Source organism: Pseudoalteromonas sp. A3 (assembly GCF_025942345.1).
GTDB lineage: Bacteria > Pseudomonadota > Gammaproteobacteria > Enterobacterales > Alteromonadaceae > Pseudoalteromonas > Pseudoalteromonas atlantica.
This window is the reverse complement of the sequence record NZ_JAPCKL010000002.1, coordinates 112,851-132,447: the sequence shown is the minus strand read 5'-3', so window position 1 is coordinate 132,447 and position 19,597 is coordinate 112,851. Positions and strand designations below refer to the sequence as shown.

Below are 19,597 nucleotides of genomic sequence, written 5' to 3'. Positions count from 1 at the left end.
GCGCGCTTAAAATACCATGCCTAACAAAGCTAAATCGGTCACTATTTTTGATGTTGCTCACCGTGCGGGGGTGTCTAAATCGACCGTATCGCTGGTGCTTACACACAGCAATAAAGTAGCCGATAAAAGCAAACAAAAAGTGTTACAAGCCATAGGTGAGCTAGGCTATGTGTATAATCGCGATGCAGCAGCTATGCGCTCAGGGCGCTCTAATTTAGTGGTTGTAGTGATTGACGATTTAACAAACCCGCTTATGGCATTGCTTGCTAAAAATATAGAGCAGGCTTTAAGCGAGGCTTTTTTTCAGGCCATTATTGTTAGTAGTAACAACAGCGTAGAGCGCCAAACGCAGCTAATAAATAATTTAAAAGAATACAAAGTGGCTGCATTTATAATTTGCCCTGTGGCTAGTACCTGTGCGCAGTGGCTCGACAACCTTGCTGCTGCCTACCATGTTATTAGCCTAATGCACGAAGTACCTTACAGCTCAGCCCCGTGTGTTTTACCCGACTACACTAAAGCAAGCCATGTAGTAACATTGCAGCTAATAAATGATTCGCCTAAAAACATACTGTTTATGGGTGATGAAAGCTTATCTGCACAAGGTTTATTAAGTGGCTTTAATAGCGCGTGTAAAAAACACAATATAACCCCTGAGCCAGCTATTACGTGCACAAAAAGCACCCCATTACATGCTAAGCAAATATTTAGTAGCACATTACTTAATAATCCGAGTATTGACGCGGTTGTATGCGCTAACAATATAATTGCGCATGGCGTTTTAGCCGCCGCCCCGCATTTGAAAAACAATATAGTAAGTTGCTTACATATTCCTGATATTACCGAAATGCAACCTCGCTTTACTTGCGCCAATATAAACACGCAAGAGCTTGCTAAGCGCAGTATTTTAGTGCTGCAAGAACAACTTCAAACAAACACTGCACCAGTAAAAACACTGGTAAATGTAAACCTACAAATTAGAGAAACACCGTAATGAAAAAAGTGCTGGTAATTGGTTACGTATGGCCAGAACCAAATTCGTCTGCTGCGGGTACGCACATGATGTCGTTATTAAATGCGTTTAAAGCGCAAAATTGGCAAGTAGAATTTGCCACCCCAGCACAGCGCACCGAGCACATGGTAAACCTAGATCACTTTGGTATAACCAGTCAAAGCATTGCCTTAAACTGCGAAAGTTTTGATGAGTACGTTAAAGCGTACAACCCAGACATAGTGATGTTTGACCGCTTTATGATGGAAGAACAATTTGGCTGGCGTGTAGATAAACATTGCCCCAATGCCATTAAAATACTCGATACCGAAGATTTACAATGCCTACGTAATGCGCGCCACGAAGCGCACAAAGGCGAGCGAGAATTTACCACCAGCGATTTACATTCAGACATAGCAAAACGCGAAATAGCCGCAATATTGCGCTGCGACCTAAGCTTAATTATTTCAAGCTTTGAAATGCAATTACTTAGTAGTGTATTTAACGTAGAAGCCAGTTTATTACATCATCTCCCTTTTATGGTCGATTTAACCGCTTTACCTGCGCAAACTAAATCGTTTGAACAACGTGAGCACTTTATGACCATAGGTAACTTTAGACACGCCCCCAACTGGGATGCCGTGCTGTACTTACAAAAAATATGGCCGCTTATTCGCAAGGAATTACCAAAAGCAGAACTGCATATTTATGGCTCTTACCCGCCACCAAAAGCAACAGCACTTAATAACCCTAAAACCGGTTTTTTAATAAAAGGCTGGGCCGACAATGCCTATGAGGTAATGCAAAGCGCACGCGTATGTTTAGCCCCACTTCGTTTTGGCGCAGGTATAAAAGGCAAGCTGCTAGAAGCCATGATAATGCAAACCCCCAGCGTAACTACCAATATAGGCAGTGAGGGCATGCACAACGAACTACCATGGCCTGGTAAAGTGGCTAATAATACCGACGATTTTGCAAATGCAGCCGTTGAGCTTTACACCAATCAAGCCGATTTTGAACACGCGCAACAAGCTGGCAATACGCTACTTAATACCTTGTACGACAAAGTAAAATTAAGCGCGGCGTTAATTAATAAAATTGACTCTATAAGCAACGATTTAAAAGCGCATAGGGAAAAAAACTTCACCGGACAAATGTTAAAACACCATACTATGCGCAGTACGCAATATATGGCGCAATGGATTGCTGAAAAAAATAAAAAATTAGATTAAAAATGACTAGACTCCTACAGATTTGTGTTTAAAATCGCGCCCATTACAAATGGGCGTTTTAGCCTATACTTTTAGCTAATTTATTTACACACTGGTCCATACAAGATTTGAAAACTGCAACCTTTACTGAAAAACGCAAATTTATCGTTAAATTAGGTAAAATGCTTCATAAGTACGGCACCCCTGCGTACCGCCTAGAAGCACACTTAATGGAAGTGGCCACTTACTTAGGACTTAAATCGTCTTTTGTTATGTCGCCAACTTCGGTAACGTTTGTAATTTGGACTGATGGCCACGAAGACGAATACACCCACGTGGCACGCGTAGACCCAGGCGATCACGACTTAGGCTCACTTGCCGACACCGACGACTTAGTTAATCAAATGCTCGACGACAAGCTCACCTTACAAGAAGTTGATGCTCAGCTTGATGCCATTTACGACATGCCAAACCCGTACAATAAATTTGTTACCGGTATTGCTTTTGCAACATCGGGGGGTGCATTTGCCATGCTAATGGGTACCAGTTGGACAGACGTTATTTGGTCTGCGTTACTTACTTTAGTGGTGTATGTGTTTGTGCTGTGGTCGGGGCGCTCAAAACGGGTTGCTCACATGCTTGAGCCCCTTGTTGCTATAGTATCGGCAGTGCTGGCTTGTGCAATAAGTGTGTATATTTCGCCCGATATAAATATACGGTTAGTCGTGCTTTCAGCCATTATTGTATTTATACCTGGTTTAGCGCTAGCGCTTGGTTTAGCAGAACTTGCAGCTAGACATTTGGTGTCGGGTACGGCGCGGGTTATGGACTCGTTTATGCTGTTATTTAAACTGTACTTTGGCGCCTTTATTGGCATAGGCATTGGCTTTGCCATATTTGGCCAAACCGATTTTGTACAGCCCGAGCCACTACCGCGCTGGACTGCGTGGCTGGCTATATTTTTACTTTGTAGCAGCTTAATAGTGATATTTAGAACCAAACTTAAACATGCTGGATGGTCTATCGCATCAGGTTTTATAGCCTATGGCACGAGTATTGGTTCGGCTATGTACCTTGACTACACGTTAGGCACGTTTGTTGGTGCGCTTTCGGTTGGAGTGTTTAGTAACTTATTTAACCGCGTTGCAAATGCGCCAGCTTCCATTGTTGCCATGCAAGGCTTAATTGTACTGGTACCCGGCAGTAAAACGTATATTGGCTTAAACTCGCTTATTGAAGGCCAAGACTTTGTTTACGCCGAGCATATAGGCCAGCAAACGTTTTTAATATTTATGTCGCTTGTAGCAGGGCTAATATTTGCAAACGTAGCTTTACCGCCTAAAAAAAGCTTATAAGCTTGTTACCATTTAAAAGCCCGTTTACTTTGTAACGGGCTTTGTTGTTTAACGCGCTATTCGCTATGAGGGATGGTGAGTACAATTTTTCCTACGTGTTGTTTTTGTGCAAACACTTTTTGCGCCGTAACAATTTCGCTCAGTGGGAATGTTTGCGCCACAATAGGCTTTATTTTTTCTTGCTCAATAAAGTTAACTAAGCTTTTAAATACCTCAGGCTCTATAACTGTACAGCCAAAAAAAGTTAAATCTTTTAAGTACAAAGTACGTATATCAAGCTCGACTAATGCCCCGCCAATAGCGCCCGACACCGCATAACGCCCTTTTGGTTTTAATACCTCCAGCAGTGCAGGCCATTGCTCGCCGGCAACAAGGTCAATGACTACATCAACACTGTTTTTACCTAAGGCTTGAATTAAATCATCTTCACGAAATATAACTTTATCGGCACCTAACTCTATAAGCTGCTGCGCCTTACTTTTACTCGTAATGGCAATAACAAAAGCGCCACGTGCTTTAGCTAATTGCACCGCCGCTGAACCAACACCACCAGAAGCCCCCGTAATTAAAACGGTTTGCCCTTGTTGTGGGTTTGAGCGAAACAGCATGTTTTCGGCCGTAGAATATGAGCACGGAAAAGAGGCCAGCTCTTCATCACTATAGTTACTATTGATTTTATAAGCGTGAATAGAGTCAACGCGGGTAAATTGTGCGAAGCCACCATCGCACTCAGAGCCAAAATACCATGGTGATTTAAGCCTTTCACCATTAGCTTTAATCAAACATGGCTCAACTATGACGCGCTTACCAATACGGCTTTGATCTACGTTTTTACCAACAGCGACTATTACGCCGCATACATCTGCCCCTTGAATACGAGGAAAAACAAACGCATCACCAGACCAACTTGCATCGTCTTTACTGCTTTGTTTTTTAGCGTACCACGCCGTACGGGTATTAAGATCTGTGTTATTAACACCTGCAGCCATGACTTTTATAAGTACATCGGTTTGTGCAAGCGCTGGCAACGGTAAGTTAGTTGCATACTTTAATACATTAAAATCGCCATGCTCGGTAAGCTGTACAGCGTGCATTGTGCTAGGTAAATTTGCCATTGGTTGCTCCATTATATTAATTTTAGAATACTGTTTTTTGCAGATGTAACCGCCTCATCGCCCATAACTGGCCATGCACTCGATACTCCCTCGTGCAGCAAAAACAAGCTACTAGCCAACGATGAATTTAAACCTTGCTCACCTAGCAGTTTTTTTACGTCATTTTTATGTGTTTGCACCGCAAGGCTAATAGCTTCATCTTCAGGGAACGCCGACAACGCATTAATAGATAAACAGCCATTAGGCGCAAATTGCACCATCCACGCTTTTAGTTGATCAAACATGTGCAAAACCGCCTCAACTCCCGGAGCAGGTGCATTTTTAAGTAAAAAATTAATATAGCGATTATGTCGGTACTCAAGCGCAGCAATGATCATTGCCTGCTTTGACGGGTAATATTTATAAAGGGTGCGCAAACTAACGCCACTGAGTTTTTGCAGCTTAGCCACACTAGGCTCAGCAAAACCATGTTGACTAAAGGCCACCTCAAGCGCAGCAGCTATATCTTGTTTTAGCAAAGTGTTTAACTCATGTAGAATGAATGCTCTACCCAGCATGATAGAGCATTCATTCTACATGTCAACCAATACAGATTTATACAAAATAATAACTTTGACACCCATTTTAAAATTAACAAATGAGGAAAGCCCTCAAGTTCAAAATGTATAAGGATAGTGATAGATATGGCATCCCTTTAATCTTTCTTAGTCATAATAAAGCTATAACTATGACACCCAATCTAATTATTTATAAATTAACAATGTAGTAAGAAATATTTAGTTGGATTTATATATTGATTTGAGATGTTGAGTGGTAATGGAGATGTTTGAGTTTATATACTTAAGCTTTTTATCATAATCTTATGGCCATTAGAAACTTCATGCACCGTAAAAGCTCAGCAAAGCTAAGTGACATACTATTTATTTAATGGATTTTTAGGCTAATAATTTTTTACTATTTGAATAGCTAGGCCTTCGCTTAATAGCTTGATGTTTACAATAACTATCTAATGAACTTACACGCCCCACGGCTCCATGAAAAACATTGCCAAATTCGGTTGTAAGTTTTAACCAGTTCTCTGGCGCTATATTCAGACGTATCAATAATTCAGGTGTTGAATGCGCAATAAAGCCTATTTTATCAGCGCGAATACATCTGCCTGTTAATTCCACTAACTCTAAATACGTTTTTAATTCGAATGGTAAACCTTTTGGCGCGTATTTTTTAGGCTTTCCTGCAAAGCGTAATAACTGTTTTGGCTGCTTAACTTTTAACGCCTGGTTGCTTTTAAGTGCAATTGCTTTTATGCGTTGTTTTACGCTCGTAAAGTGTGAATCCTCTGGCGTGGCAGCCGCTTTGGCGCGTATTGGATTTAAATCTACATATGCCATGCACGCCAACAAAGCAGCTTCATCTAGTAACGCTTGAGATTTAAATCGCCCTTCCCAAAATCGCCCTGTGCAGCCATCTTCTTTGTTAGCTCGCCTTGCAATATTTTCGTTCAATGCTCGCATAAACCAGCTAATACTACTTAAGCGTTCTCGATACAGCTTTAGGCTCTCGTTTAAAAACCAACGTTCGGTAGCCGATAACTTCTCACCGCGTATAAATTTATGCGTGATAGCGGTACCTTTAAAAAGCTTATGCCAACGAATTGCTATTGCTTTGTCGTTTAACCTATTAGCTTTTTTATCATCTACATACAACATAATATGTGTATGATTACTCATAACTGCGTATGCACAAACATCTATACAAAATACCTTTGCAAGGCTTATAAGCTTATCCTCTACCCACCCTCTTCTATGCGCGTAATTTTGTCCTGTAAAAGGGTCTTCACCACACAAATATGCCCGGCGAACACAACGTGAAATACAGTGATAATATTTTGTATCTGCCAAACTTATTTGGCGCTTACGAGCAATAGCCATAACACAACCCTGTTTATTATTTAAGCTAAAGCGTAGTCCGAGCTTGTGTTTTATACAACTATTATGATGGGTGTCGTTATTATTTTATTATTTGTGTTTTGATGGGTGTCATAGTTATGTTTTAAATGGGTGTCATCATTATTTTAATAATAATTTTCATACTTATTTACTAGAAAATGGGGTTTTTAAAGGGATGTGGTGGTGTATTCCCAATAAAGTATTAACTTGTTATTTACAAGCAATGCTATAGTTAGTTATATCGTTTTAGGTGTTGATTCAGTAAAAAATAAATGACGAACAATATAATAATAAAAATCAATATGGTGTGGTTTCGCTTTTTTGTGCTCCTGTTATTTTTACTAACTAGTAGTGCTACATTTGCCAGTAGCTCTTCACTAACTTCATCTGATATAAAATCAATCCAAAGCCTGCTTAGTGATATTAAAGCCAACAAGCTAGATTACCTTTTACACCAAAAACAACTAACCCACGCTTATAACGTCACTAAACATACAAAGCATAAACAGTTGCACCTTGAAGCGGCTGCCTTATATTCAGAGCTACTTTTTCGACAAGAACAATACACCGCGCTAAGTACCCATTTGCTAATGTATTTAAAGAGTACTGAGCTTGTAACATATAAAAACAGCCACCTACTATTTTTAGAGGCTCAGCTTAAGCTTTTCGCAATTAACAAAGAGTTAAGTAATGCGCAATCGCTTGCTAATCAACTGCAAACGCAGGTAAAACAGCTTTCTCCTAACGAAAAAATCATTGTTTTTCGGGCTATAGCCTATTACTACACCGAAACCGACGAACTTAAAAAAACGCTAAGTGCGGCGTTAACAGGTTTAGAGCTTGCTATAAAGGAAGAAGACATAGCCTCGCAGGGCTACTTTTTTAGAAAAATTGCCGACGCTTACAACTACCTCTACAAAGATGATAAAGAAAAAGCCATTTACTATGCCCAAAAAGCGGTAGATGCCTACGAGCAAACAAGCGACGGCCTATTTACTGCTAAAGCTTATTGGAGTTTAGGAAACGTATTACTTGAGGTCGGTCAGCCTAAAAACGCGCTTGTATACTTAAATAAAGCGCTAGCTTATTTTAGCAAAGTTAATATGAAAAAAGGTTTAGCCTTCGCTCAATATTCTATTGCAAATATTCAATACCTGCAGGGTAATTACGATACAGCTTTAATGCTTGCAAACAAAAATATTGCACTTGCAAGCTCTGCCGGTATTAACGACATGCATTTAGCATCAATGATTTTATTATCAGACATCTACACAAAACAAAATTTATTAAATAAAGCCAACCAAGTAAACGACGAAGTATTTTTAAACCTAGATAAATTTAGCCGCAGCATTTATAAGGCTGATTTTTTAAGCAAACGCTATAAATTAAAGCGCCAACTTAACTTCACCGAAGATGCATTTAAAGCAATCGAAGATGAGCTTGCTTATACAATAAAACACTACGAAGCCACCAGCGAAACCAATATAAAAACCTTGCAAGTTAAATTTGAAGTAAAAGAAAAAGAAGACAAAATTTTACAGCTAGAATACGAAAAAGACATAAACAAATTGCAGGCAACAGAAGAGCACCAGCAAAAAATAATTTGGCGCTTAAGTGCCTCAATTGCCTTTATTTTAGTCATCGTGTCGCTATTTTTATTTTACCGCCAAATGCGCCAACGTAAAAAATACCATGCTATAGCATTAACCGACTACCTAACTAACAGCTTAAACCGGCGTGGCATTTTGCAAAAAGCAAATGAGTGTTTATCCCAGCAGAGCCTAGCAATAGCCATTGTCGATTTAGATTACTTTAAAGCTATTAACGACAAATTTGGCCACGATATAGGAGATTTAGTACTTATAAAATTTGCTCAAGCAGCAAAAGACACACTAAGTACTAACGATAAGTTTGGCCGCTATGGCGGCGAAGAGTGGCTATTTGTTTTAAAAACGCAAAATCGCGATAAAATAAGCGACTTTTTTGAAAATCTTGAAAATAAGTTAGCGCAGTACTGTAGTCATATTGAGGCATTGCCAAGTAAAACACACGTTACCTTTAGTGCTGGCGTGGCAATAAGTGATGCTAAAAGCGACTCACTTAGCGAGCTAATTAAACGTGCAGACCAACAACTCTATAAAGCAAAAGAAAATGGTAGAAACCAAATAGCAATCGCGTAAATATACGTTATTAGTCACCTTCAATAATCATTTGTTTTATTTTTATCGCTTTTTCAAAGTGATCTAACTTATGGGTGTGTATCCACCACGTAGCGGCTTGCATCAGCAGCTCTGGATTGTCGTTTTTATTTGCAAAAAAAGCGTAAAAAGAAAGGCCTACGTTTTCGACTTTGGCTGCTATTTTTTTATCGCATACAGCTATAATTTTTGCTTTTAGTTCTTCCTGCATACATACCTTATTTAATTGTATTTTAATTATCTAAATATACCGTTTAAAAAACTAACAATTAGCTGTAAAAGACTTCTATCAACAATACTATGATTCTGAAACTCTTTATTAGGCGTATTTACTTTTGTAGCTTTGCATTCATTATTTAGCGGCTCATTTTTATGTATATTGGTTTCATAAGCTATATCAGCTTGTTCCATACATTTTGCAGAGCCCGCATAAGGCTTTGCCACACAGCCAGTTAAAAATATACACAATGAAAATACAATTAAAAACGCTTTCATATTCAATCCTATTTTACGCACCCTTGTGCTTTAAATTATAGCTGTAAGTTTGCTTACTTAGTCGGCTATTAAAACAAGTAGATCAATAAAAAACACACCAACTTCATCAAAAAAAGTGTCGCCTTTAGCATCCTTTTTTATTTGAGCGCTTACACATTCATTGTAAACCTCTGAGCTTGTTTTAGCGCCATTTAGCTCAGTCATTTCTGCCTTTTGTATGCATACACGTCGTTCAGAATGCTCGGCTGTACTACATGCACTTAATAACGCGCACAGTAATAATGCTGTAGTGGGGCTTTTTAAGTTCATCCTTAAACTATCCTAATATCTAAAGTTTTATAAAAATATAGGTAAGGCAAGTATGTACAGCTTGTACCCAAATAATGCGCTACTTTACCACCTCAATAAAATACCCAACCAGTAAAAATATGTAAGCTTATGTAGCGTCAAAAGCAATCACCTCTTTTAATCTGAAAAAATTGCAGCTGTTTATGTGTAAAAGTTACAGAGCAACGCCATCCAAACCAACCAAAAGTACATTAAAGTCAATTATATCAACATATTAAATTTGGCACTGCGCTTGCTTTTAAAAGTTTATAAAGCAATTACAGCAAGGAAAGAGTTATGAATATTTTTGAAGCGCTACGTCACGACCACGATAAACAACGCGAGTTAGTAGATGCCCTTATTCAAACGCACGGCGATACACAGCAGCGCCACAAGCTAATGGACGAGCTAAAAACAGAATTAGAAGATCATGCAAAATTTGAAGAGCGTTATTTTTATAACCCACTCATGTTTGACGATTTAACGCACGAAAAAGCACGCCACAGCGTTGCTGAACACCATGAAATTGACGAATTAATTGAACAACTTGAAGACACCGAAATGAGCTCATCGGCATGGTTAGTTGCTGCTAAAAAATTGCACCATTTAGTGCATCATCATTTAAGTGAAGAAGAACATGAAGTATTTCAATTAGCGGGTAAAGCCCTAACCGAAGGGCAAAAAGAAAGCCTAGCTAAACAGTACAACGATGCCATGCATTAGTTATTAATTAAACCGACTTCCATACACTCCCTTGTGTACTTATTGGTTATAAGCCGTATGGCTTATAACCATTTTTTTTGCTGCGCTACTTAATGGTAAATTTAACGTCTTGTTCGCGTAACACATACAGTGCAAAACACGCTGCCCACATTGGCCACGCTGTAAAAAACAATAAGTTATTAAAGCCATCAATATACTGATTATAAGATGAAAGCGTAGAAAGGCCGTGCATTACAAATATAACGCCATAAGTAAGGCGATTTTTAATACCCGCTATGAAAGCCAACACTAAAATAAGCTGTAACGCCCCCAGTACATAAGCAACCACATCTGTAGAGCCGCCAATACCATAAAAATGCTCAAAAATTCGAGCGCTATGCCCAGGGTTAACAAACTTATCAAACGTCCACATAATCATTACAATAAATACGCCTAGGCGTAGCGAAAAAAGCGACCATTGCAAACGATTTTGAAAGTCAGTACCTGTTGTACCAGTCATAAAATTTCCTTAAAACTAAATAATTTAATGTTGAAACTAGCAAGACCGCTCAACACATATTTTATTTCATCTTAATGTATAATTTTTTAATAAATTCGGTGCCCTGCTTTACGTTTGTTTGCGTATAAAACCGCTATTTATAAATTACGACCTATTATGGCAATAACTAACTACAGTATTTGTAAAACAAAAACATAGTGGCTAAAACTGAATAACGCTTTTGAGCAATGTGCTAAACTTTTAACGTTTCATTCTAAAAAACAAAAAGAATTAATATTTACTGAAAGTTATTCACAAAGCTGCAGGTCTTTATTGCCACATTCACACTAACCAAAATGAGAACCCTTTTGAAACATTCATATTTGGCACTTTTTATAGCCGCTTCACTCACACCTAATTTTTATGCTCATGCGGCACAATCTGCAGCTAATACCGACTCAATTGAACGTATTGAAGTAGCAGGCCAAACGATTAAATCTCAAGGGCTTTCTGTAAAAGATGCCACTATTAACGGCCCCTTCGGCGACAACCTTGCACTGCAAGACATAGCACGCTCAGTAACGCCTATTTCAAGCGAGTTAATAGAGCAACTAAATATTACTACCCTACAAGACGTACTAGCCGTAAGCCCAAACACTTACTCTGCAAGTGGCTTTGGTGCGCCCAGCTTACCTACTATTCGTGGCCAGCTAGGTGAGCTTTTTCAAGATGGTACACGCCGCCAAGCAGGTAATAATGGCTTTGGTGTGCCGTTATCGTTCAATTCTGTAGAACAAATAGATGTAGTAAAAGGCGCACCGCCGGTTTTATTTGGTTCAAGCCAACGTAACGGTGGTTTTGTAAATTTACACTCAAAGGCTGCCTCTACAGATGAAAGTAAAGGTAAAGTTAAGCTCTCAGCGGGGCGATGGGATCAATACAGTGCGCAAGTAGATTACACTGCCCCCATTATAAAAGATAAAGTGGGCCTAAGAGTAAGTTACGAGCACCTCGATGAAGGCAGTTACTACGATTACTCAGGCACTAAAAGCGACAGTTTATTTGCAGCACTACGCATATTGCCCGATGATAAAAGCAGTTGGGATATTAACTTTGAGCTATACCAAGTTGAATTTACCGACAACGCTGGTATTAACCGCCCTACCCAAGCCTTAATTGATGATGGCCTTTATATTACCGGCCAAGGCGTGCAAGCCAATGGCAGTACCGTACCTGCAGCGGGTTCTATTGTATCGCCTACTGGGCAAGTAAAAATAGATCGCAGCACCGTACTTACCGACCCTGATAACCAAAACGAAGCAACCACTTATTTAATTCACAGCATTTATAAGCGTGAGCTAAGTGCTAATGCCTCACTTAAAAACATTACGTATTTTCAGCATTTACAGCGTGAAGAAATAGCCCAAAACAGCTTTGTAGAAATTATAGACGGCGCCGATACAGCGCAAAACCGCACTGAGCTTACCTACCGTTGGAATAGTGACCAACAAACAATTTTTGCTTTTGACGTACGCTACAACAAAGTACTTGGCTACAGCCAATTTACTACCGAGGCCGATTTACCAATTGATTTAACAGGCCCACTTTCAAACCGCCGCATACCCTTAACCGATGCACAAAAAGCACGTTTAGTAGAGCTAAGCCCAGGTGTATTTGTATCACCTGGCGGCCAATACGATCTAGATAACGATGGCAGCGGCGACTTTAACCTATCAGACACCACCGACTCACGTTCATGGCAAACCGGGCTTGCTATTCAGCAAGACTCAGATTGGGGCGATAAACTTCATACCAGTGTGGGTTACCGCGTTGACTTTTACGATGTAGAAGCAAACGACCCTATTGCACCACAAGGTCAAGTTGCCGCAAGCGACAGCATTAACGAAATACTGCATTCTGGCCAAGTTAGCTTTAATTACAAATTAAATAGTGATTACACCACTTATGGTGCAGCAAGTTATAACGAAGCAACATCAAACAGTATGGCTGGCGGTACATCACTTGGTGGCGATAACGCGATTAGCGCACAAAATTTTGCAACCGAAAACACCTTAGTTGAGTTTGGCTTAAAGTACGCCCCAACCGACAGAGACTGGTACGCTGATGGCGCGGTATTTAGCCAGCGCCGTAGTTTACGTAATCGCGACGGCAGCAATACAGGTATTCGTACTACAGGTTTTGAAAGCCAAGTATTTTACGATGCCTACCCATATTGGCTAAGTGCGGGTTACAGCTACATAGACGCTCGTTACGACAATTCTGCAAGCAGTCAAGATTCTGCTCAAGTAATCGATGCGTTTGACAATTCACGCCCAGATATTATTGCAGGTACCGGCGTTGGCGCACCAAGTTTTACCGCGTTTGCACCTTCAAACCGCCAAGTTCAGGGCATTCCTGAGCAATCGTTCAGTTTTAACGGAAATTATTCAATTAATTCGAAATGGCAAATGGGTTTTTCAGGTCTATATACAAAGAGTTACCCATTAGACTTTTTAGCAACAGTTAAAATTCGTGATCAATACACGCTAAACGTTAATACTAGCTACGCTTTTACGCCTAGCACTAAGTTGCGATTAGATGTAAACAATGTCACTAATCAAAAAAACTGGCGCCCAGTATTTGAAGGGGGTTACTTTGGCGCAACATTGGCATTTCCTGAACTACCAATAAACGCAAAATTAACACTAACCCATAATTTTTAAGAGCGGTTGAGAGAACATGATTAAAAAACTATTTTTGGTATTGATTGCAGCAGCGGCTATAGGCTTGTTCTTTCACTTTAATTTACACCAGTTACTTACGCTTGAAGGCTTAAAAGGCTCGATGGATCAATTTAGCCAATATAAAGAGCAATCGCCATTATTGGTTTTTGGTGGCTTCTTTTTATTATACGTAGTGGTAACGGCTCTCTCATTACCGGGGGCGGCTATATTAACACTGGCCGCAGGTGCGTTATTTGGCTTAGTTGAAGGCTTATTGGTTGCCTCGTTTGCCTCTACGGTAGGTGCTACGCTTGCCTTTTTAGTGTCGCGTTACTTATTGCGCGATACAATTAAACAACGTTTTCCTGAGCGCTTAGACGCTATTGACGCAGGCGTTGAAAAAGAAGGTGGCTTTTACTTATTTACGCTTAGGCTAGTGCCAGTATTTCCGTTCTTTTTAATTAACTTATTGATGGGTGTTACCGCCATTAAAGCATGGACCTTTTATTGGGTAAGCCAAATAGGCATGCTGGCGGGTACATTTGTATTTGTAAACGCAGGTACGCAACTTGCGCAAATAGAGAGCTTATCTGGCATTTTATCGCTCGATCTTATTTTATCGTTCGCTTTATTGGGTGTATTCCCTTTTATTGCTAAAGGAATCTTAAACGTGTTTAAAAAACGTCGCGTATACAAAAATTACACTAAACCTAAAAAGTTCGACCGCAACATGATTGTTATTGGCGCAGGTGCTGGCGGCTTAGTAACAAGCTACATTGCAGCAGCGGTTAAAGCCAAAGTAACCCTAATTGAAGCCGGCGAAATGGGCGGCGATTGTTTAAACTACGGGTGTGTGCCAAGTAAAGCCGTTATTAAAAGCGCTAAAATTGCTGAGCAAATTCGCCACGGTGAACACTATGGCTTAGAAAACGCGGCACCGCAGTTTTCGTTTAAAAAAGTAATGGCACGAGTACATAAAGTAATTGCCGACATCGCACCGCACGACAGCGTTGAGCGTTACACTAACCTAGGCGTAGATGTAGTAAAAGGCTACGGTAAATTATTAGACCCGTGGACTGTAGAAATTAAGCTTAACCACGGTGGCACGCAAACATTAACCGCTCGCACGATTGTTATTGCCACAGGCGCACGCCCATTTGTACCGCCATTACCGGGTATTGAAGAAACAGGCTATGTAACAAGCGATACATTATGGACTAAATTTGCTGAGCTTGAAGAAGCCCCTAAAAAGCTTGTTGTACTTGGCGGCGGCCCAATTGGTAGCGAACTTGCACAAAGTTTTGCACGCTTAGGCTCAAATGTTACGCAAGTTGAAATGGCAGAGCGTATTATGATCAAAGAAGACCTAGAAGTGTCTACCTTTGCTCACGAAGCGCTTATTGAGAGCGGCGTAAACATTTTAACATCGCATCAAGCACTGCGCTGTGAAGCGCGCGATGGCAAAAAGTTCATTGTGGTAAAACATAATGATACCGAAATCGATATTGAATACGATGAGCTACTATGTGCTGTGGGCCGAAGCGCTCGCCTTAAAGGTTACGGCCTTGAAGAACTTGGTATAGAAACTAACCGTACTGTAGTCACTAACGAATACCTTGAAACGCTTTACCCTAACATTTTTGCCGCTGGCGATATTGTAGGTCCGTATCAGTTTACGCACGTAGCCGCTCATCAGGGCTGGTACGCAGCAGTAAATGGCTTATTTGGTAATCTTAAAAAGTTTAAAGTAGATTACCGTGTTATACCGTGGACTACGTTTATTGACCCAGAAGTAGCACGTGTTGGTTTAAACGAGCAAGACGCTATTGATAAAGGCATAGACTATGAAATCACTCGCTTTGAATTTGAAGAGCTAGACCGCGCCATTACCGACAGCGCCACCAAAGGCTTTATTAAAGTAATTACACCAAAAGGCAAAGACAAAATACTCGGTGTTACTGTGGTATCTGAGCACGCTGGCGATTTAATAGCTGAATTTGTACTGGCAATGAAACACGGTTTAGGCCTTAACAAAATACTGGGCACTATTCACAGCTACCCTACTTGGGCTGAAGGTAACAAGTACGCTGCAGGTGAGTGGAAACGCGCTCACGCACCAGAAAAAGTACTTAGCATGCTTGAAAAATACCACGCATGGCGCAGAGGCTAATATGTTTAAAACACCTTTAAAAGCGCTATTGTTAGGGTCTGCTTTGCTTGCAACATCGTTTGCAACATCGTTTGCAACGTCATTTTCGGCCCAAGCTCAAAACATGCACGAGAGCTGGAACGCATTATTAAACAACCATGTTGTAGCTATTAATCATGGCCACAGCACAGAGGTTGATTACGCAGCAATAAAAGCTAAGCAGAGCGAGCTTAAAAGCTATTTAGATTCGCTATCGGCTGTTACGCAAAATGAGTTTGATACATGGAAAAAACCAAAGCAGCTGGCGTTTTTAATCAACGCGTATAACGCCTTTACTGTTGAACTAATATTAACAAAATACCCAAACCTTAAATCAATTAAAGATTTAGGCAGCTTTTTTAGCTCACCATGGAGCAAAGAGTTTGTGCCATTACTTGGTAAAACGCGCAGCCTTGATGATATAGAACATGGTTTAATACGTGGCAGTGGTAAATACAACGACCCACGCATTCACTTTGCTGTAAATTGCGCAAGTATTGGCTGCCCAGCCCTACGTGAAGAAGCCTACACTGCCACTGATTTAGAAAGCCAATTGCAAGCGCAAACGGTGCGTTTTTTATCAGATACAACCCGCAATATAGCGCAAGGTAACACGCTAAGTGTATCTTCAATATTTAAGTGGTACGGCGATGATTTTGAACAAGGTTTTAAAGGCGCCAACACATTGCAGCAGTTTTTTTGGCAATACCCTAAAGCACTAAAACTGATACCCGCTCAGCAAAAAGCGCTTAAAAATAACGACATAAAAGTTAAGTTTTTAGACTACAACTGGGATTTAAATGCTCGCCAATAAATGTTGGCAAACATTATCGCGATACAGCTTTTGCTGTGTCGCGTTTTGCATTTGCCTTGTTATTAGCTTTAAAAGCCTAGCAAGTACACAACTACAAAGCCGTTGGCAACAAATAGAAAGCTTAGGTAAAAACCAAAGCGTATATTTTTATGCGTGGGGCGGCGATGCGCAAATAAATGCATATATTCAATGGGCTGCGCAGCAAGTAAAAGCTAAATACAACATTAACTTAGTCCATGTAAAACTCAGTGATACCAGCGAAGCCGTTAGCCGGGTACTTGCCGAAAAATCAGCAAACAATAACGATAAAGGCAGCGTAGATTTAATTTGGATAAACGGTGCTAACTTTGCCACCATGAGCGAGCACTCGTTATTACTTAAACAATGGGCTAATAAGCTGCCTAATTTTAGCTACACCGACCCTAGCAATAACCCCGCTGTTAATTTTGATTTTGGAATACCCACCAACGGGATGGAAGCACCTTGGGGCCAAGCCTCGCTCACCTTTTACTACGACAGTTTAGCAATCGACGGCACTGCAAATAACACACTACCAACAACCCTAAACCAATTACTTAGCTGGAGCGCACAAAATCCAGGGCGCTTTAGCTACCCAAAGCCGCCTGACTTTTTAGGCATGAGCTTTTTAAAATACGCGCTTGTTATGCTACATCAACAAAGCGATGACACACTTAAAGCACAGTTAAATCAGCCAGCTACTGCAAAAAACACAGCCCAAGTATTAAACCCGTTATGGGATTTTTTAAATAAGCTGCACCCAACACTTTGGCGCGGCGGGAAACACTTTATGCAAAGTGGCGCACAAATGCGCCGTTTAGTAGGCGACACCGAGCTAAGCATCGCGTTTACGTTTTCAGCACCCGAAGTGCCCGCAGCCGTTAAACGTTATGATTTACCTAAAAGTATTCGCAGTTATGCAATGCAAGATGGCAGTTTAAGTAACACCCACTTTGTAGCCATACCTTATAATGCAAGCCATGCACAAAGTGCGCAGTTAGTGGCTAATTTTTTATTAAGTCCAGAAGCGCAAGCTCAAAAACAAAAAGCGCCTATATGGGGCGATAAAAGCGTACTTATTCAATCAACGCTAACACCACAGCAACAAGCCTTATTTAAAACAACGCAACCGCATCCAAGTGCCCTGCCTTTAAATAGTATTAAACGCACGCTAAGTGAGCCTCACCCAAGCTGGGTAAATGCTATTTTGCAAGGTTGGCAAACGCGTTTTGGAGTAAGCCAATGAGTGTTGTTTCAAATAAGTTAGCAGCGAGCTCAACGCTTAAACCACATAAAAGCGCCGATATGTTTAGTAAATTAGTGACATTAAGCCCACGATTTTTACTGGCATTGCTTATTTTACCTGTAATAGGCGGCTTAATTAGTGTGCTATTGCCCGCTTTTGGTTATGCGCCGGTACTTGAGCATACAACACTTGGCCTACATGGCTTTACTATGCTTATGCAAACACCCGGCCTAACACACATGATTATGCTAAGTGTTGGCAGCGGATTAATAAGTACCTTACTAGCCTTTACCATTACATTAATGATTTTAGCGGCATTTTTTAATAGCCCGTGGCTTAACCGTATTCAGCGTTTACTGAGCCCAATACTCGTAATACCCCACGCAGCAGCGGCTATTGCGGTTGGTTTTTTAATTGCGCCTTCGGGAATGATCTCGCGTTTAGTATCGCCTTGGTTTAGTGGGTGGGAACTTGCGCCTAACGGACTGTTTCCGCATGACGCGTTTGGAATTAGTATAATTTTAGGCTTAACCCTCAAAGAGCTGCCTTTTTTACTGTTAATGGCGCTAGGTGTACTTGCCCAACCTGAGCTTGGCAAAAAACTGCGCCAACAACATAAAGTAGCGCTTAATTTAGGCTACTGCCCTATGACGGCTTTTTTTAAAGTAATATTACCAAGCCTTTACCCATTATTGCGTCTACCTATTTTAGCCGTATTGGCTTATGCCAGTGCAAGTGTAGAAATGCCACTTATTCTGGGGCCAAATACCCCACCCACATTGGCTGTCGCTATAATGCACTGGTTTAACGATGTAGATTTAAACCTGCGTATTAAAGCCTCTGCAGGGGCGTTATTGCAGCTTGTACTTACTGGTGGTTTACTAGCTCTTTGGCTTGGCGGCGAAAAAGCGATAAAAGCATTATTTAGTGATTTACTCACCAATGGCGAGCGAGAATATGGCGGCGTTTATTGGCAAAAAATAACAACCGTATTAACAGTATTTGTAATTGGCTTTATTTTGCTCTCGTTAATTGGCTTAATTATGTGGTCGGTTGCCGGATTTTGGCGTTTTCCGGCGGCACTGCCCGAGCAGCTCACGCTACTTCACTTTAAAAGTGCGCTAATGCAAATGCAAAACCCGCTTTTTAATACCCTTGCTATAGGGTTAGTTACTACGTTATTTGCCATTATTATTACGCTTTTGTGCTTAGAATCAGAGCAGTTAAGTGCCAAACCCATGTCGCGCTTTACCAGCTTAATTATTTATTTACCGCTGCTTGTACCAAGTATTGCGTTTTTATTTGGGCTAGTGTGGCTGCAACAACTAGTAAATAACCAAGCCGCGTTTTTTAATGTGGTATTTACCCATTTATTGTTTGTACTACCGTATGTGTTTTTATCACTTTCGAGCAGTTATAGGCGCTTAGACCCTCGCTTTGCTAATGTAGCAGCAAGCCTTGGCGCAACGCCCTGCAAAGTATTTTTACAAGTGAAATTACCCCAGTTATTTGCTCCTATTTTAATTGCGGCGGCACTTGGTTTAGCCATTAGCTTTGGCCAATACCTCCCCACGCTTTTAGCCGGTGGCGGGCGCATAGCAACCATCACAACCGAAGCGGTTACCCTTGCTAATGGCGCAAGTAGGCGTACCAGTGCAGTGTATGCCATTATGCAAATGGCATTGCCACTCATTGGCTTTATACTGGCGTGGGTGTTACCTAAGTACTTTTTTAAAAGCGCCCATCGCTAACCCATAAATTAAAAG

Annotated in this window: 17 protein-coding genes; 10 read left to right on the top strand and 7 right to left on the bottom strand. The window is 40.7% G+C overall.

Annotated features, from left to right (window positions below; translation table 11 throughout):
* The first annotated feature begins 16 nt into the window (after positions 1–16).
* The 3 genes from OIZ54_RS03675 to OIZ54_RS03665 all read left to right on the top strand — a co-directional run bounded on the left by OIZ54_RS03675 (position 17) and on the right by OIZ54_RS03665 (position 3,557).
* Entirely contained in the window at positions 17–994 is a 978-nt protein-coding gene (locus OIZ54_RS03675; RefSeq protein ID WP_264389759.1) for a LacI family DNA-binding transcriptional regulator, read from the top strand.
* Positions 994–2,223, top strand: a complete 1,230-nt coding sequence (locus OIZ54_RS03670; RefSeq protein WP_264389758.1) for a glycosyltransferase — start codon at positions 994–996, stop codon at positions 2,221–2,223. The genes OIZ54_RS03675 and OIZ54_RS03670 overlap by 1 nt, the downstream gene beginning before the upstream one ends.
* A 107-nt stretch (positions 2,224–2,330) precedes the next feature.
* Positions 2,331–3,557, top strand: a complete 1,227-nt coding sequence (locus tag OIZ54_RS03665) for a threonine/serine ThrE exporter family protein (protein WP_029773039.1) — start codon at positions 2,331–2,333, stop codon at positions 3,555–3,557.
* Between the two features lie 56 nt (positions 3,558–3,613).
* Here the strand turns inward: OIZ54_RS03665 and OIZ54_RS03660 are convergent, their stop codons facing one another.
* The 3 genes from OIZ54_RS03660 to OIZ54_RS03650 form a co-directional block, all read right to left on the bottom strand.
* Positions 3,614–4,672, bottom strand: coding sequence for an alcohol dehydrogenase family protein (locus tag OIZ54_RS03660; RefSeq protein WP_264389757.1), 1,059 nt, complete (start codon positions 4,670–4,672; stop codon positions 3,614–3,616).
* Positions 4,673–4,683: 11 nt separating this feature from the next.
* Positions 4,684–5,190 (bottom strand): TetR/AcrR family transcriptional regulator, encoded by a 507-nt coding sequence (locus OIZ54_RS03655; protein ID WP_024032749.1) that lies wholly within the window; start codon positions 5,188–5,190, stop codon positions 4,684–4,686.
* A gap of 417 nt (positions 5,191–5,607) precedes the next feature.
* Positions 5,608–6,603, bottom strand: a complete 996-nt coding sequence (locus tag OIZ54_RS03650) for a transposase (RefSeq protein WP_264389756.1) — start codon at positions 6,601–6,603, stop codon at positions 5,608–5,610.
* A 290-nt stretch (positions 6,604–6,893) separates the two neighbouring features.
* Here OIZ54_RS03650 and OIZ54_RS03645 point away from each other — a divergent pair, with 290 nt between their 5' ends.
* Complete coding sequence (locus OIZ54_RS03645) at positions 6,894–8,801, top strand: tetratricopeptide repeat-containing diguanylate cyclase (protein ID WP_264389755.1); 1,908 nt, start codon at positions 6,894–6,896, stop codon at positions 8,799–8,801.
* Positions 8,802–8,811: 10 nt separating this feature from the next.
* Here OIZ54_RS03645 and OIZ54_RS03640 read toward each other — a convergent pair whose 3' ends face one another.
* The 3 genes from OIZ54_RS03640 to OIZ54_RS03630 are packed head-to-tail and all read right to left on the bottom strand — an operon-like array spanning position 8,812 to position 9,623.
* Positions 8,812–9,030, bottom strand: coding sequence for a DUF6500 family protein (locus OIZ54_RS03640; RefSeq protein ID WP_264389754.1), 219 nt, complete (start codon positions 9,028–9,030; stop codon positions 8,812–8,814).
* A gap of 26 nt (positions 9,031–9,056) precedes the next feature.
* The gene (locus OIZ54_RS03635) at positions 9,057–9,314 is read right to left on the bottom strand and encodes a hypothetical protein (protein WP_264389753.1); all 258 of its coding nucleotides are present in this window, start codon (positions 9,312–9,314) and stop codon (positions 9,057–9,059) included.
* 57 nt (positions 9,315–9,371) lie between these two features.
* The gene (locus OIZ54_RS03630; protein WP_264389752.1) at positions 9,372–9,623 is read right to left on the bottom strand and encodes a hypothetical protein; all 252 of its coding nucleotides are present in this window, start codon (positions 9,621–9,623) and stop codon (positions 9,372–9,374) included.
* A 315-nt stretch (positions 9,624–9,938) separates the two neighbouring features.
* Between OIZ54_RS03630 and OIZ54_RS03625 the strand changes: the two genes are divergently transcribed.
* Positions 9,939–10,364 carry a hemerythrin domain-containing protein gene (locus OIZ54_RS03625; RefSeq protein ID WP_004589589.1) on the top strand — a complete coding sequence of 142 codons (426 nt, stop codon included), beginning with the start codon at positions 9,939–9,941 and terminating at the stop codon, positions 10,362–10,364.
* An 85-nt stretch (positions 10,365–10,449) separates the two neighbouring features.
* On the opposite strand, the gene OIZ54_RS03620 is transcribed toward OIZ54_RS03625, so the two are convergent.
* Positions 10,450–10,863: a hypothetical protein gene (locus OIZ54_RS03620; RefSeq protein WP_264389751.1), complete on the bottom strand. Its 414-nt coding sequence runs from the start codon at positions 10,861–10,863 to the stop codon at positions 10,450–10,452.
* Positions 10,864–11,210: 347 nt separating this feature from the next.
* Between OIZ54_RS03620 and OIZ54_RS03615 the strand changes: the two genes are divergently transcribed.
* From OIZ54_RS03615 to OIZ54_RS03595, 5 genes are read left to right on the top strand one after another with little or no spacing between them, the layout of a single operon-like run.
* A complete protein-coding gene (locus OIZ54_RS03615; RefSeq protein WP_264389750.1) occupies positions 11,211–13,565 on the top strand; it encodes a TonB-dependent receptor in 2,355 nt (784 codons plus the stop codon).
* 16 nt (positions 13,566–13,581) lie between these two features.
* Entirely contained in the window at positions 13,582–15,735 is a 2,154-nt protein-coding gene (locus OIZ54_RS03610) for an FAD-dependent oxidoreductase (protein ID WP_264389749.1), read from the top strand.
* Position 15,736: 1 nt separating this feature from the next.
* On the top strand, positions 15,737–16,567 hold the full coding sequence (locus OIZ54_RS03605; protein WP_264389748.1) for a DUF547 domain-containing protein: 831 nt from the start codon (positions 15,737–15,739) through the stop codon (positions 16,565–16,567).
* Positions 16,554–17,831: an ABC transporter substrate-binding protein gene (locus OIZ54_RS03600; RefSeq protein ID WP_264389747.1), complete on the top strand. Its 1,278-nt coding sequence runs from the start codon at positions 16,554–16,556 to the stop codon at positions 17,829–17,831. Before OIZ54_RS03605 ends, OIZ54_RS03600 begins: the two co-directional genes overlap by 14 nt.
* Positions 17,828–19,582, top strand: a complete 1,755-nt coding sequence (locus OIZ54_RS03595; RefSeq protein ID WP_264389746.1) for an ABC transporter permease — start codon at positions 17,828–17,830, stop codon at positions 19,580–19,582. Before OIZ54_RS03600 ends, OIZ54_RS03595 begins: the two co-directional genes overlap by 4 nt.
* Positions 19,583–19,597 lie beyond the last annotated feature (15 nt).

Excerpts from the sequence above, each read along its gene's own strand:
- OIZ54_RS03630 (WP_264389752.1), bottom strand. The coding sequence starts at position 9,623 with ATGAACTTAAAAAGCCCCACTACAGCATTATTACTGTGCGCGTTATTA.
- OIZ54_RS03600 (WP_264389747.1), top strand. The coding sequence starts at position 16,554 with ATGCTCGCCAATAAATGTTGGCAAACATTATCGCGATACAGCTTTTGC.
- OIZ54_RS03645 (WP_264389755.1), top strand. The coding sequence starts at position 6,894 with ATGACGAACAATATAATAATAAAAATCAATATGGTGTGGTTTCGCTTT.
- OIZ54_RS03620 (WP_264389751.1), bottom strand. The coding sequence starts at position 10,863 with ATGACTGGTACAACAGGTACTGACTTTCAAAATCGTTTGCAATGGTCG.
- OIZ54_RS03610 (WP_264389749.1), top strand. The coding sequence starts at position 13,582 with ATGATTAAAAAACTATTTTTGGTATTGATTGCAGCAGCGGCTATAGGC.
- OIZ54_RS03635 (WP_264389753.1), bottom strand. The coding sequence starts at position 9,314 with ATGAAAGCGTTTTTAATTGTATTTTCATTGTGTATATTTTTAACTGGC.
- OIZ54_RS03625 (WP_004589589.1), top strand. The coding sequence starts at position 9,939 with ATGAATATTTTTGAAGCGCTACGTCACGACCACGATAAACAACGCGAG.
- OIZ54_RS03670 (WP_264389758.1), top strand. The coding sequence starts at position 994 with ATGAAAAAAGTGCTGGTAATTGGTTACGTATGGCCAGAACCAAATTCG.
- OIZ54_RS03660 (WP_264389757.1), bottom strand. The coding sequence starts at position 4,672 with ATGGCAAATTTACCTAGCACAATGCACGCTGTACAGCTTACCGAGCAT.
- OIZ54_RS03675 (WP_264389759.1), top strand. The coding sequence starts at position 17 with ATGCCTAACAAAGCTAAATCGGTCACTATTTTTGATGTTGCTCACCGT.
- OIZ54_RS03650 (WP_264389756.1), bottom strand. The coding sequence starts at position 6,603 with ATGGCTATTGCTCGTAAGCGCCAAATAAGTTTGGCAGATACAAAATAT.
- OIZ54_RS03605 (WP_264389748.1), top strand. The coding sequence starts at position 15,737 with ATGTTTAAAACACCTTTAAAAGCGCTATTGTTAGGGTCTGCTTTGCTT.
- OIZ54_RS03595 (WP_264389746.1), top strand. The coding sequence starts at position 17,828 with ATGAGTGTTGTTTCAAATAAGTTAGCAGCGAGCTCAACGCTTAAACCA.
- OIZ54_RS03640 (WP_264389754.1), bottom strand. The coding sequence starts at position 9,030 with ATGCAGGAAGAACTAAAAGCAAAAATTATAGCTGTATGCGATAAAAAA.